The 12,771-nt window shown below is 63.6% G+C and carries 11 protein-coding genes; 10 read left to right on the top strand and 1 reads right to left on the bottom strand.

The genetic code is table 11. The features are described from left to right. The first annotated feature begins 8 nt into the window (after positions 1 to 8). The 10 genes from GA0061105_RS10255 to GA0061105_RS10210 all read left to right on the top strand — a co-directional run bounded on the left by GA0061105_RS10255 (position 9) and on the right by GA0061105_RS10210 (position 11,810). Positions 9 to 1,142, top strand: a complete 1,134-nt coding sequence (locus GA0061105_RS10255) for an ABC transporter permease (RefSeq protein ID WP_064695251.1) — start codon at positions 9 to 11, stop codon at positions 1,140 to 1,142. After that, the gene (locus GA0061105_RS10250; RefSeq protein ID WP_092749922.1) at positions 1,132 to 2,181 is read left to right on the top strand and encodes an ABC transporter ATP-binding protein; all 1,050 of its coding nucleotides are present in this window, start codon (positions 1,132 to 1,134) and stop codon (positions 2,179 to 2,181) included. Before GA0061105_RS10255 ends, GA0061105_RS10250 begins: the two co-directional genes overlap by 11 nt. Beyond that, the gene (locus GA0061105_RS10245; protein WP_092749920.1) at positions 2,181 to 3,239 is read left to right on the top strand and encodes an ABC transporter ATP-binding protein; all 1,059 of its coding nucleotides are present in this window, start codon (positions 2,181 to 2,183) and stop codon (positions 3,237 to 3,239) included. Before GA0061105_RS10250 ends, GA0061105_RS10245 begins: the two co-directional genes overlap by 1 nt. Then, entirely contained in the window at positions 3,239 to 4,072 is an 834-nt protein-coding gene (locus GA0061105_RS10240; RefSeq protein WP_092749918.1) for a 5-deoxy-glucuronate isomerase, read from the top strand. Before GA0061105_RS10245 ends, GA0061105_RS10240 begins: the two co-directional genes overlap by 1 nt. A gap of 51 nt (positions 4,073 to 4,123) precedes the next feature. Next, on the top strand, positions 4,124 to 5,989 hold the full coding sequence (locus GA0061105_RS10235; protein WP_092749916.1) for a GH39 family glycosyl hydrolase: 1,866 nt from the start codon (positions 4,124 to 4,126) through the stop codon (positions 5,987 to 5,989). 11 nt (positions 5,990 to 6,000) lie between these two features. Next, on the top strand, positions 6,001 to 6,825 hold the full coding sequence (locus tag GA0061105_RS10230; protein WP_092749914.1) for a sugar phosphate isomerase/epimerase family protein: 825 nt from the start codon (positions 6,001 to 6,003) through the stop codon (positions 6,823 to 6,825). Beyond that, on the top strand, positions 6,822 to 7,838 hold the full coding sequence (locus tag GA0061105_RS10225) for a hydroxyacid dehydrogenase (RefSeq protein ID WP_092749912.1): 1,017 nt from the start codon (positions 6,822 to 6,824) through the stop codon (positions 7,836 to 7,838). Before GA0061105_RS10230 ends, GA0061105_RS10225 begins: the two co-directional genes overlap by 4 nt. A gap of 1 nt (position 7,839) precedes the next feature. After that, the gene (locus tag GA0061105_RS10220) at positions 7,840 to 9,255 is read left to right on the top strand and encodes an enolase-like domain-containing protein (RefSeq protein ID WP_092749910.1); all 1,416 of its coding nucleotides are present in this window, start codon (positions 7,840 to 7,842) and stop codon (positions 9,253 to 9,255) included. An 82-nt stretch (positions 9,256 to 9,337) separates the two neighbouring features. Continuing rightward, on the top strand, positions 9,338 to 11,080 hold the full coding sequence (gene araD / locus GA0061105_RS10215) for an L-arabinonate dehydratase (RefSeq protein WP_245304255.1): 1,743 nt from the start codon (positions 9,338 to 9,340) through the stop codon (positions 11,078 to 11,080). 10 nt (positions 11,081 to 11,090) lie between these two features. Continuing rightward, positions 11,091 to 11,810: a ribonuclease activity regulator RraA gene (locus GA0061105_RS10210; RefSeq protein ID WP_092749908.1), complete on the top strand. Its 720-nt coding sequence runs from the start codon at positions 11,091 to 11,093 to the stop codon at positions 11,808 to 11,810. A 367-nt stretch (positions 11,811 to 12,177) separates the two neighbouring features. On the opposite strand, the gene GA0061105_RS10205 is transcribed toward GA0061105_RS10210, so the two are convergent. Next, a complete protein-coding gene (locus tag GA0061105_RS10205; RefSeq protein WP_092749906.1) occupies positions 12,178 to 12,708 on the bottom strand; it encodes a c-type cytochrome in 531 nt (176 codons plus the stop codon). Between the last annotated feature and the right edge of the window lie 63 nt (positions 12,709 to 12,771).

Raw genomic sequence — 12,771 nt, 5'->3', positions numbered from 1 at the left:
GATAGACAATGACCGATCAAGCCATCGCACTATCGCCCGAACCAATTCGCAATTCCGATGCCGTCGCCGGCCAATGGAAACTCATCTGGCGGCGCTTCTGCCGCCATCGGCTGGCGCTTGCGGCGGGCGTCGTGATCTTCCTAATTTACCTGGTCGCGCTGTTTGCCGAGGTCCTGGCCCCGGTTTCCTCTCAGACCTACGATTCCCGCTACACCTATGCGCCGCCCCAGCAGCTGAGATTCGCCGGCTACGACGCGGCGGGGAGATTTCACCCGCTCTATGTCAACGGCTACTCAATGAAGGTCGATCCGATCGCGCTCAGCCGCACCTATGTGCCCGATCCGGCCGTCGTCATTCCCGTGGGATTTTTCGTCAAAGGCGAGCCTTACCGGCTCTGGGGGATGTTCGATCTCGACCGGCACCTGATCGGCCCGGTCGAGGCGGGCAAGCCATTCTACCTGTTCGGCGCCGACCGGCTCGGCCGAGACGTCTTCAGCCGGACGGTGCACGGCACCCGGATTTCCATGTCCGTCGGCCTGATCGGGGTGGCGATCAGCCTCATCCTCGGCATCATCCTCGGTGGCATTTCCGGGCTCTATGGCGGCTGGGTCGACGATGTCATCCAGCGCTCCATCGAACTCATCAATTCCATTCCGACCATCCCGCTGTGGATGGGGCTTGCTGCCGCCGTTCCGATCAGCGCCGATCCGATCCTGGTCTATCTCTGGATCACGGTCATCCTGTCGCTGATCGGCTGGACCGATCTGGCGCGCGTGGTGCGGGGGCGTTTCCTGTCGCTGAAGACGGAGGACTTCGTCATCGCCGCTCACCTCGATGGCTGTTCGCGGATGCGCATCATCTGGCGGCACATGGTTCCTTCCTTCATGAGCCACATCATCGCCTCGGTGACGCTTGCCATCCCGACCATGATCCTTGCCGAAACCGCGCTCTCCTTCCTCGGCATCGGGCTGCGCCCGCCGGTGGTGAGCTGGGGCGTGCTGCTGCAGGAGGCGCAGAACATTCTCGCCGTCTCGAGCGCTCCCTGGCTGTTTCTTCCCGGCATAGCGGTGATCGTCACCGTGCTCGCCCTCAATTTCCTCGGTGATGGACTACGTGATGCTGCAGATCCCTATGAATACTGATCACAATTTTGCCACCGCTGGCGGCCGGCACGGGCATCGCGACCCGCTGATCGAGGTCGATGACCTCAGGACCCATTTCTTCGGCGGGGCGGGTACGGTGAGGGCAGTCGATGGCGTCTCCTTTGGTATCCCGCGCGGCAAGACGGTTTGCGTCGTCGGGGAATCCGGCTCGGGCAAGAGCATTACCGGCCGCTCGATCCTCAACCAGGTTCCGCGCGGCGGGCGGATCGTCTCGGGCGCCATCCGCTACCGGCCGGATCCGGCGGCACCCGCCATCGATCTGGCGACGCTCCATCCGCGCGGCCGCGACATGCGGGCGATCCGGGGCGCCCAGATCGGCCTGATCAGCCAGGAGCCGATGGCGGCGCTTTCGCCCGTCCATACGATCGGCAACCAGATGGTCGAAGTGATCCGGCTGCATCTGAAGATGGGCCGCAAGGAGGCGCGTGAACATGCGATCGAAACCTTGGCCCTGGTCGGCATCCCCCGTCCCGCCGAACGGATGGAAAGTTATGCCTTCCAGTTTTCTGGTGGCATGCGTCAGCGCGTCTGCATCGCGCTCGCGCTCGCCTGCCGCCCGAAGCTGCTGATCGCCGACGAGCCGACCACGGCACTCGACGTGACCACGCAGGCGAATATCCTCGATCTCCTCGCCTCGCTGCAGGCCGAGTTCGGGTTGTCGGTGCTGTTCGTCACCCATGATCTCGGCGTCGTGGCCGAGATCGCCGACGAGGTCGTCGTCATGTATCTCGGCCGCGTCGTCGAGGCGGGCGATGTCGACACGATCTTCCACGCACCTGTTCATCCCTACACCAAGGCCCTGCTGCAATCGGTGCCGCGCATGCATGGGCAACCGAGCCAACGGCTCGCGACCATCGACGGCATGGTGCCCTCGCGTTTTGCCCGGCCCGAGGGCTGCAGCTTTCATCCTCGGTGCAAGCAGGCGAGGGCGGGCCTCTGCGACCGCAAGGATCCCCAATCCGTCGTCATTGGTGAAGGGCACGTCGCCAGCTGTCTGCTTTATGAGGGAGGATTGTGATGACCGGTTCCGCGACACCACGCAGCCCGCTGCTTGAGCTCAACGATCTCAGGATGCATTTCCCCATTCGCAAGGGCGCGTTTCGGCACGTGGTCGGGCACGTCAAGGCGGTCGATGGCGTTTCGCTTCGCGTCGAGGACGGCGAGACGCTCGGTATCGTCGGCGAATCCGGTTGCGGCAAGTCCACGCTTGCCCGCACCGTGCTGCGCATCTATCGGCCGACAAGCGGAGAAATCCGCTATCGCGATCGCAGCGGCGGCACTGTTGATCTCGCGGGGCTGTCAGGCCCCGGGCTCAAGGAGATTCACCGCGACCTGCGCATGGTGTTCCAGGACCCGCAATCTTCGCTCAACCCGCGCCTTCCCGTTATCGACATCATCGGCGAGGTGCTTGGTGTCAACGGCATCGTCAAAGGCCGGGAACTCGAACACCGGGTCGCCGATCTCATGCAGAGCGTCGGTCTGCGGCCGGAATATATGCGCCGCTATCCCCATGCTTTTTCCGGCGGCGAACGCCAGCGTATCGGCATTGCCCGGGCGTTGGCGTCCAATCCGCGCCTGGTGATTGCCGACGAGGCCGTCTCGGCGCTCGATGTCAGCGTGCAGGCGCAAACCATCAACCTGTTGCAGGATCTGCAGGAACGGTTCGGCCTCACCTATCTCTTCGTCGCCCATGACCTCTCGGTCGTCAGGCACATCTCGGACAACATCGCCGTCATGTATGTCGGCCGTGTCGTTGAAAAGGCTCCGACGGAGCAGATCTTTTCCCGCCCGCGCCATCCCTATACCGAAGCACTGCTTTCGGCGGTGCCGATCGCCGATCCGAGGATGCGCCGTCACGGCAGGCGCATCCGGTTGACGGGCGAGGTGGCCGACCCCGCCCATCCGCCTCCCGGCTGCGCATTCCATCCGCGTTGCCGCTACGCAACCGAGCTTTGCAAGCAGGAGGTGCCGGGCTTACGCACCGTGACCGCCGATGGGCATGAAGTCGCCTGCCACTTCGCCGAATCCTTAACCCTCAATCCCTTTGCCGACCGTACAATTTCGGAGTTCAATTGATGCCCGAATTCATTCCACGCTCCGAGCAGCGTCCCATTGTGGGTACCTCCTCCAGGACGCTCGATCTCATCTATTTCGACCTCGTCACGCTTCCGGCCGATGGCTGGGACGCGCGGCGGCTGCCCTTGCACGAAAGCCTCTACGTCGTGCTGTCGGGGCAGGTGGATATCGAAGTGGATGGTGTTAGCTTCGAAGCCGTGGGCCGGCGAGCCGATATCTGGGGAGGTGACGCGGACTCGGTTTATGCGCCCGTCGACGCCATTGTCCGGATATCGGCCCGTGGCGGCTCCGCGGAAATTGCCATTGCCGGCGGCATTTGCGAGACGCGCTACGCTCCGTTTCGGGTGACGCCCGACGAGGTGGACGCAGTCAATGTCGGCTCGCCCGACACGCATAGCCAGCGGCGGATTGTCCACCTGCTCGGGCAACGCCAGAACGGCCGCTGCGGCAATCTCCTGGTGAGCGAACTCTATGCCGGCGAGGGCTGCTGGTCGGGCTACCCTCCCCACAAGCACGATACCGAAGACGGCGATGCCGAGACCCTGCATGAGGAGCTCTACCACTACCGCTTCCTGCCGGAGACCGGCTTCGGCAGCCAGATCACCTATGACGACGACGGCCCGGTCAAGATCCTCATGACCCGCCACGGCGACACCTTCCTGCTCGACCGGGGCTACCACCCTACGGTCACCTCTCCGGGGCATCGCGGCTATATCTTCACCATTCTCGTCGGCAAGCATCGCCGCGGGCTGATCCAGCGCTTCGACCCCGCCCATCAGCATCTGACCAAGACCATCCCGGGCATCGATGCGATGCGCGACAAGTTCAAATGATCCCGGCGTCTGCCGCTTTGCGGACACTGCCCGTTTGAGGAGAGACGATCCATGCGTGAACGTACGCGAATAAACGTCGACGCCGGTGAGGCGGTGCGCCCTTTCAACCGGTTCTGGCGCGGCACCGGCTTTTCGCCGGCCGAACTGCTGCTCGAACCCGAGATGCGCCAGATGCTCGCCTATATGGGCGGGCTGCCGAACGAAGGCATTCGTTTCCTGCGTGTGCACTATCTCTACAATCTGCTGCGCTCGACCGGTGCCGCCGATTATGACTGGTCCCTGCTCGACCGCGCGCTCGACGTGATGGTCGAACACCGCCTGAAGCCGTTCTTCGAACTGATGGGCAATCCCTCGGGCCTTTTCACCGATTATGAGGACATGGACCAGGTCAGGCGCTGGCGAGATCTGGTGACGACGACGGCGGAGCGCTACGGCGCGCGTTACGGCATGGACGAGTTGCGCAGCTGGTATTTCGAAACGACGAACGAGGCCGACTCCGGCTGGTGGAACTACGGGATCAAAGGCTACACCAATTATTACGACGCCTGCGTCGCCGGGCTTGATGCCGTCGATCCCGGCCTTCCTATGGGCGGGCCCGGCACTGCCCGTACGCTCTCGCCGATCTTTCGCGCCCTGATGGCCCATTGCGACAGCGGCACGAGCTGCCTGACCGGCGAGGGACCGCCGCGCCTCGACTATATTTCGATCCACGAAAAGGGCGTCAACGGCAGCAAGGATGACCTGACCCCGAAAACCCAAGCCATCGTCGACCGCACGCTTCTCGTCGTCGACTATCTCAAGGAGCATCATCCGCGGCTCGCGGGCCTACCCATCGTCAACGACGAATGCGATCCGCAGCTCGGCTGGAGCGATCATCACAGCTGGCACGGCAAGGCCTATTACGCCGGCATCATTGCCCGCATCATCGAGCAGCACGACCGACGGATCATCGCCCCGAAGGCAGCGAATTTCACTTTCCTCAGCAATGACCATGCTTTTATCGGTGGCTGGAGCCAGCGCACGGTCTTTGCCTATTTCGGTTCGCGCAATTTCACCAAGGCGCAATGGGAGCATAAGACCGATCTCGAGACGCTGGTCACCGATGTCGAGCGCGCGCCACCCTTCGACCTCATCAAGAAGCCCGGCCTCACATCGATGGAATTGCTGGCAACGCTTGGCGACACTGTCTGCAACGTCACGGCCGAGCCGCCGCTGACGCCCGACCAGGACGGCCTGGCGATCCTGCCGACACGGCTGCCGAGCGGCGGTGTTTCAATCAGCCTCATCCACAGCGTCGACGCCATCAACCGTTCTGGCCGGACGGCCGTGCGCCTCGAAGTGAGCGGACTGGTTCCCGGCCGCCATGCTCTGTGCCTGCTGCGCATCGACGAGGAATTCACCAATCCTATGGAGGTCTGGGAGGCCCAGCGGGACGAAAGCAATCCCCGCGGGCCCTTCGAGCCGGTCGGCGCACCGCCCGAGCCAACCGAAGCGCAATTTGCCGAACTGCGCCGGGCGCAGGAGCCCGCCTTGCTGCACCCGATCAGCACCATCGAGTGCGGCGAAGGCCGGCTCAGCGTCGATCTAGACGTGCCGCTGCCGTCGCTGACGCAGGTGCTGGTCGTTCCCGACCCCGGCAGACCTCCGGCCGCGCCCACAGGCCTTGTCGTCGAACGTTATCTTGGTCTCGGCGGCCGGGAGGAGCGCATGTTGTTCTGGGCCGCCGGCGATGCGAGCCCAGCCATCTTTTATGATGTCCTGGTCAGCAGGGATGGCGAGACATTCGAAAAAGCCAGTCCCGTGCCGCTGATCTCGACGGCATTCCTGCACATGTCGCCGCCAGACGGCGCGCAATACGCGGTTTGCGCCCGCGATGCATTCGGCCGCCGCAGCGAGCTTTGCCTTTCCAGCCGATGAGCAGGGAAATCATGGATATTGCCTATTTCACCAAGACCCTGGAGGGCCTGCCGCTCGAGACGGCGGCGGAGATCACGGCGGGGCTGGGGTTCGATTGTGCCGATCTTCTCGTTCGCGTCGGCCACGCCGTTTCCCCTGACCGGCCTGACGAGATCGTCAAGGCCGCAAGGCTTTTTGCCGCGGCCGGTCTGCGCATGCCGATGGCGACTACTGATGCAACGACGCCCGACGATGCCACGTCACGGCTTCTGTTCTATTGCGGCGAAGCCGGCATCGGCCAGGTCCGGCTCGGCTTCTGGCGGTATGATCCGGCGCGGCGCTGGACTGTCCAGGTCGATCAAGCGCGGCGTGACCTCGACGGCTTTGAACAGCTTGCCGAAAGGATCGGCATCAAACTGACCATCCAGCTTCATGGCGGCACGCTGCACAGCTCCGGCGCGTTGGCGATGCCGTTGCTCAGCGGGCGCGATCCCGGGAGGATTGGCGCCTATCCCGATCCGGCCAATCAGTCTCGCGAGGGGAGCGAGGACTGGCGTGTGACCCTCGACATTCTCGATCCGTGGGCCTGCTGCATCGGCGTCAAGAACGGCGGCTGGTTCCCCGGCACTTACGACGCCGGGGGTCATCGCGCATGGCATTCGGATTGGCAGGGGCTCGACGAGGGCATGGTGCCTTGGAACGAAATCATCCCCCATCTGGTCGCCACCGGATTTGACGGCGTGCTGTCGGTGCATTCCCAATACCGGATTCCCCGACAACAGGCGCTCGATAAGGTCCGCGCCGATGTTGCCTATCTCAGGCGCCTGGTCGCCGCAGCGAGGAAAGTAGAACCATGAACGAACCGGCTTCCGTCATTGCCGTCCTTCTGACCGAGAAGACCCGCCGCATGATGCTGGACGATGCCGCCGTCACCCAGCTGAACTCCCTCGGCCAAATACGCTGGCCGACCAGCGCCACGATCGACACCGCCGATGTTGACAACTTGCTGGAGGGCGCTACCGCCTGTCTGACGGGATGGCGCACGCCGCCATTCGATGACGCCACGCGCCAGCGCCATCCGCAACTTGCCCTCGTCGCGCATTCGGCCGGTAGCGTTCGCACACTCATTCCCATGCGTCTGTTCGAGGAGGGTCTTCGCGTCAGCCATGCCGCCTCGAAAATCGCCGCCTCGGTCGCCGAGTTCGTCGTCGCCGAAGCGCTCTTCGCCATGCGCGGCATTCATCGGCTGCATCACCAATTGCGCACTGGCGGCGAATGGCTCGACGTCCGCGCCGCCGTGCCGCAGAGATTGCTGGGAGCTCGAACGGTCGGCATCGTCGGCGCCGGATATGTCGGCCGGGCGGTCATGCGCCTGCTCGTCCCCTTTGGCTGCCGCGTGCTCGTCGTCGACCCCTATTTGGACGAGAGGGAGGCCGCAGCACTTGGCGTCCTCTGTACTGCGCTGGAGGAGGCACTGGCTCAAAGTGATGTGATTTCCCTGCATGCGCCCGTCCTGCCCGAAACGCGGCGCATGATCGGCGCCCACGAATTGGCGCTGCTGCGCCCCGGCACCCTCTTCATCAACACGGCGCGTGCCGAACTGGTGGACCAGGCAGCACTGCTCGCCGAAATCCGCTCCGGTCGTATCGAGGCGGCTCTCGATGTCTTCGACAATGAACCGCTGCCGCCGGACAGCCCGTTCCGCGACCCCGCGCTCGCAAATGTCACCATTTCGCCGCATGCCGCCGGCCACACCGACGAGGCGCATTTCGCTCAAGGACAGGCCATGGTGGACGAGATCGGCCGGCTGCTGCGCGGAGAACCGCTCCATCATGAAGTGTCGCGCTCCATGCTCGACCGGATGGCATGACATGGGCAAAAGTATCGGAAGTTCCGTGACGGCGCCGCGCATCAGAATTGTCGAGATCGACGCCTTCGAGCGCGACATCAGCCTGCGCCTGCCGTTCCGTTTCGGCGCGGCCACCCTTAAAAAGGCGCCGCAGGCATTTCTCAGGGTGCGCGTCGAGGATGAGCAGGGAAAGACGGCCGTCGGCGCTGCCGCCGAAATGATGGTGCCGAAATGGTTCGACAAAAACCCGGCGCTGACGGCGGCGCAGAATGTCGATCAATTGCGCGGTTCGATCCGCGTTGCGGCCGCTGCCTCGCTCGAAGCGTCCGCGCCGGCAACATTGTTTGCCGCCGCCCGTCTGAACGAGTTGGAGACGGTGCGGCGCCTGCCTGGAAATCCGTTGGCAGCAGGCTTCGGCCCTTCAATTGTTGCCCGCGCCGCGCTCGATGCCTATTGCCGCCTTGCGGGCATTTCCTTCTTCGATGCGGTGCGCCGCAATCTCATCGGTATCGGCGGCCCGATGCTGCCGGCGGATATCGATGCGTATGCGGGGTCGGCAATGCTTGCCGATCTTCGCCCTGCCGGCGCGATTGCAGCCCGGCATACGATCGGAATTCTCGACCCAATCACCGAAAGCGATGTCGTCGATCCCATCGGTGACGGCTTGCCGCAAAGTCTCGAGGCGGTGATTGCGCGTTACGGCAACCGCTGGTTCAAAATCAAGCTTTCGGGAGCGATCGATGCCGATATCGACCGCCTGGCCCGGATCGCCGCGGTGCTGGACCGCTTGAACGACTATCGGGTGACGGTCGATGGTAACGAACAGTTCGTTGCGGGCGAGCAGCTCGCCGCCTTACTGGCGCGGATCGATGAAGCACCGCGGCTGGCGAGGCTGCGCGCCGCTATCGCCTTTGTCGAACAGCCGTTCTCGCGCGAGATCACGATGGAAACGCCGCTCGGGGACCTGAGGGCCCGACTGCCCTTCCTCATCGATGAGAGCGACGACGGCGACGGCGCTTTCGCCCGTGCCAAGGGGCTCGGTTATACCGGCGTCTCCTCGAAGACCTGCAAAGGCATTTACCGTTCGCTCATCAAGGCGATCCGCATCAGAACGGGAACGGAGCCGGGGCTGTTTCTTTCGGGCGAGGATCTGACCTGTCAGGCCGGGCTTGCCGTGCAACAGGATCTGGCGCTGGCCTCGCTGCTCGGCCTCTCCCATGTCGAGCGAAACGGTCATCACTATGTGGCCGGGATGCAGGGCGCGCCACAGGCGGAAAAGGCTGTCTTTGCTACCGCCCACCCGGATCTTTACGAGCAACGCGGCGATGGGCCGATCCTGTCGATCCGCGATGGCCGGATCGCCATCGGTTCGCTGACGGCGATCGGCTACGCCAGCGGCGCCTTGCCCGATTTCGAAGCGATGGAGCGGCTCTCTTGACAGCGATGGACGTTCAGATCGGAGCCTGTATCTTGCTGGCCTCGGACACTTCAAGCTATGTCAATATCGGAGGCAGGTCGGCATGTCGTTGAAAACCGTCAAGACACCGGGGGAGCTGCGATCGGCGCGCTGGTTCGCATCCGAAGACCTGCGTGGCTTCGGCCATCGTTCACGTCTCATGCAGATGGGCTACGATGCTGGTGACTGGGGCGGAAAGCCGCTGATCGGCATCCTGTCCACCTGGTCGGACCTCAATCCCTGCCACGCCCATTTCAAGCATCGCGTCGAAGACGTGAAACGCGGCGTTCTGCAGGCGGGCGGCTTTCCGGTGGAAATGCCTGCGCTGGCGCTGTCGGAAAACTTCATGAAGCCCACGACCATGCTCTACCGCAACCTCCTGGCGATGGAGACCGAAGAGCAGATCCGCGCCCATCCTGTCGACGGCGTGGTGCTGATGGGCGGATGCGACAAGACCACGCCGGGCCTGATCATGGGCGCGCTCAGCGCCGGCGTGCCGATGATCTACCTGCCGGCCGGGCCGATGCTGCGGGGCAACTATGCTGGTCAGCATCTCGGCTCCGGTTCGGATGCATGGAAATACTGGGACGAGCGGCGCGCGGGAACAATATCGGACAAGCAATGGGCCGGCATTGAAGCCGGTATCGCGCGCTCCTACGGCCATTGCATGACGATGGGCACCGCATCGACGATGACTGCGATCGCCGATGCGATGGGTCTGACGCTGACGGGGGTCTCTTCGATTCCCGCGCCCGATGCCAATCATATCCGCATGTCGGCCCAGACCGGCCGGCGGATCGTCGAAATGGTCTGGGAAGACCTGACGCCGGACCGGATCGTCACTCCAGCGGCCATTCGCAATGCCGCGACGGTCGCCATGGCGACCGGCTGTTCGACCAACGCCGTCATCCATCTCCTGGCGATGGCGCGCAGGGGCGGGGTCGCGCTGACGCTCGACGATCTCGACGCGCTTGGCAGAGTCACTCCGGTCATCGCCAATGTCCGTCCGTCCGGAAAGACCTATCTGATGGAGGATTTCTACTATGCCGGCGGTCTTCTGGCGCTGATGTCGCAGATCCGCGAGCGGCTCGATCTCGACGCATTGACGGTTTCGGGGGAAATGCTGGGGGCGGCACTGGCCGATGCAAGGATCTACAATGACGACGTGATCCGGCCGCTTTCCAACCCGATCTATCCGGAAGGCTCGCTTGCCGTGCTCAAGGGCAATCTGGCGCCCGATGGCGCGGTGATCAAGCCGGTAGCCTGCGACCCGCGCTTCCATGTCCATCAAGGCCCGGCCCTGGTCTTTGACAGTTACCCCGACATGAAGGCGGCGGTCGAGGACGAGACGCTCGATGTAACGCCTGATCATGTGATGGTGTTGCGCAATGCCGGACCACTCGGCGGCCCCGGCATGCCGGAATGGGGCATGCTGCCGATGCCGAAGGCGCTGCTGAAGCAAGGCCATCGCGACATGCTGCGGCTGTCGGATGCGCGCATGAGCGGCACCAGCTACGGCGCCTGCGTGCTGCATGTGGCGCCCGAGGCCCATGTCGGCGGACCGCTCGCTCTGCTGCGCAACGGCGACATCGTCAGGATCGACATCCCCAACCGCCGGCTGGATATGCTGGTCGACGAGGCGGAGCTGATCCGGCGCCGCGCCGCCTGGATGAAGCCGGCGGATCGTTTCGGCCGCGGCTACGGCTGGATGTATGCCTCCCATGTCAGCCAGGCCGACAAGGGATGCGATTTCGATTATCTGCTGCCGGAATTCGGAGCGGCAGCCGGAGAACCGGACATTTTCTAGGAGGACATGCATGACGACACTTTCGGACAGCACGCGCGACAAACTCATGCGGGTCAGCGTCGCCACCATCAGCACGGCGCTCTTCAAGCGCGGCCTGCGCAACCAGACCATTCAGGATGTGCAGCCGGTTGCCCGCAAAGGCCGCAATATGGTCGGCCCGGCCTATACGCTGCGCTACATTCCGGCGCGCGAAGACCTGAACAAGCTCGAGGTATTCCGTAATCCGGAACACCCGCAGCGCGCCTGCGTCGAAAGCTGCCCGCCGGGCGCCGTGCTGGTGATGGACAGCCGCAAGAATCCGCGCGCCGCCTCCGCCGGCTCGATCCTCGTCACGCGGCTGATGGTGCGTGGGGTGGCCGGTGTCGTCACCGACGGCGGCTTTCGCGACAGTCCAGAGATCGGCGGCCTGGCGATCCCCGCCTATCACAACCGTCCTTCGGCGCCGACGAACCTGACCCTGCACCAGGCGCTCGACATCAATGTGCCGATCGGTTGCGGCGACGTGGCGGTCTGGCCGGGCGATATCATGGTCGGCGACGACGAAGCGGTGATTGTCATTCCAGCGGAACTCGCCGACGAGATTGCCGAGGAGGCTGTAGAAATGACCGCCTATGAGGACTTCGTGACCGAGCGGGTGCTGGCCGGCGAGTCGATCATCGGTCTCTATCCGGCGACGCAGCCGCGCAATCTCGAGGAATTCGCCGCCTGGCGCGCCAAGCACGGCCGGTGACACCTGTCGCGAAGTCGCATGTTCGGCTGGACGAGGAACGGCAGGACGCAAGCGGCGTGATGCCGCATGCGCAGAAAGACGTCCCGCGGTGACCAATCTTGGTTGGGACCGGCGAGTTCCAGCGGCTCAATGCGAAGGAGTTTATGCTTGTCCTTTCCAAGCCTGGTTCTGGCCTCAAGCCGTTCCGGCGACAGGCTGTCCGTCGCGACGAAGCGGCTTGACGTCGAGAATATGACACCTTCCCACCACCGGGAATCGGCCGTGATTTCCCAAGGGAACCGAGTGATCGAGCATTCTCGGGTGCTGCGACAATGGCAGTCTCGGCAGACTACCTGCTTCCATCACCTTATCGCAGCATCCGTCACTTCTAGTTTGGCGCGCTGGCTGCGGTTTCACCTGGCGGCAAGATCCGGAACAAAAAGGTTGATACCTTCTCCCCCGGCTTGAAAGGTCCCGGGACCTGATGAGTTACTGGTTTCAAGCTTTGAAGGTACGCTGCAACTGATGTCACGTCCTCCTCGGTGAGCTGCGCGAATGCATGCCATGGCATGATTGGCGCCAGGACGCGACCGTCGGGTCGCTGCCCGGACTGAAGGGCAGTCACAATTTGTTCCCTGGTCCAGCTGCCGATGCCGGTCTCCTTGTCAGGCGTAATGTTGCGGCCGACAAAAACCCCCTGGCCCGGGATCTCAAAGCCAACATCCGATCCACCGAGAAATCGATCGGTGTCCGGCTTTCCGAAGAAATATCCCGGTGTGTGGCAGTCGTTGCACCCGCCGATCGTGACGAGATATTCGCCGCGCGCAATCTGCGGATCATCGGCCGCTGCTGCCATGCTCGCCGGTAGCTCCAACGCACAAGCGGCTAGAAATGCGAGCCGAACGCTCAATCCAAACATCTTACCCTCCGTGTTACAGCCGCACGCAGCCGAAAACCACTGAATATCACGATGAAGTTCTTC

It is taken from the genome of Rhizobium aethiopicum (genome assembly GCF_900094625.1).
GTDB classification, from domain to species: domain Bacteria; phylum Pseudomonadota; class Alphaproteobacteria; order Rhizobiales; family Rhizobiaceae; genus Rhizobium; species Rhizobium aethiopicum.
Note: the sequence above shows the minus strand (reverse complement) of the source record. Positions and strands in the feature narration are given on the sequence as shown.

Bases quoted from the DNA above. Each gene is read 5' to 3' on its own strand.
- GA0061105_RS10255 (WP_064695251.1), top strand. From the start codon at position 9: ATGACCGATCAAGCCATCGCACTATCGCCCGAACCAATTCGCAATTCC.
- GA0061105_RS10250 (WP_092749922.1), top strand. From the start codon at position 1,132: ATGAATACTGATCACAATTTTGCCACCGCTGGCGGCCGGCACGGGCAT.
- GA0061105_RS10245 (WP_092749920.1), top strand. From the start codon at position 2,181: ATGACCGGTTCCGCGACACCACGCAGCCCGCTGCTTGAGCTCAACGAT.
- GA0061105_RS10240 (WP_092749918.1), top strand. From the start codon at position 3,239: ATGCCCGAATTCATTCCACGCTCCGAGCAGCGTCCCATTGTGGGTACC.
- GA0061105_RS10235 (WP_092749916.1), top strand. From the start codon at position 4,124: ATGCGTGAACGTACGCGAATAAACGTCGACGCCGGTGAGGCGGTGCGC.
- GA0061105_RS10230 (WP_092749914.1), top strand. From the start codon at position 6,001: ATGGATATTGCCTATTTCACCAAGACCCTGGAGGGCCTGCCGCTCGAG.
- GA0061105_RS10225 (WP_092749912.1), top strand. From the start codon at position 6,822: ATGAACGAACCGGCTTCCGTCATTGCCGTCCTTCTGACCGAGAAGACC.
- GA0061105_RS10220 (WP_092749910.1), top strand. From the start codon at position 7,840: ATGGGCAAAAGTATCGGAAGTTCCGTGACGGCGCCGCGCATCAGAATT.
- araD (WP_245304255.1), top strand. From the start codon at position 9,338: ATGTCGTTGAAAACCGTCAAGACACCGGGGGAGCTGCGATCGGCGCGC.
- GA0061105_RS10210 (WP_092749908.1), top strand. From the start codon at position 11,091: ATGACGACACTTTCGGACAGCACGCGCGACAAACTCATGCGGGTCAGC.
- GA0061105_RS10205 (WP_092749906.1), bottom strand. From the start codon at position 12,708: ATGTTTGGATTGAGCGTTCGGCTCGCATTTCTAGCCGCTTGTGCGTTG.